Source organism: Leucobacter sp. G161 (assembly GCF_001482305.1).
In the GTDB taxonomy this organism is placed as follows: Bacteria; Actinomycetota; Actinomycetes; order Actinomycetales; family Microbacteriaceae; genus Leucobacter.
In genome coordinates this window covers 1-243 of record NZ_LOHP01000015.1, presented here as the reverse complement: position 1 = coordinate 243, position 243 = coordinate 1, and the positions used below count along the sequence as shown (strand labels likewise).

General features: G+C 71.2%; 1 protein-coding gene. It reads right to left on the bottom strand.

Annotated elements, in window-relative coordinates; all coding sequences use genetic code 11:
• On the bottom strand, nucleotides 1–243 hold a 243-nt coding region (locus AUL38_RS17290), incomplete at both ends, for a hypothetical protein (RefSeq protein WP_235590554.1).

Sequence of the window (243 nt, the reverse complement as noted above, 5' to 3'; positions counted from 1 at the left end):
CCAGGGTGGCGACAAGCCCCGCACCGGCGGCTACGACCGCAACGATCGCGACCGCAAGCCGTTCCGCGACGACCGCGGGGATCGCCCGTCGGGTGGCGAGCGTGATCGCAAGCCGTTCCGTGATGATCGGCAGGGCGGTGGCGACCGCGCCCCGTACCGTGGTGACCGTCAGGGCGGTGGCGATCGTGCTCCGTTCCGTGGTGGCGATCGTGATCGCAAGCCGTTCCGTGATGACCGGCAGGG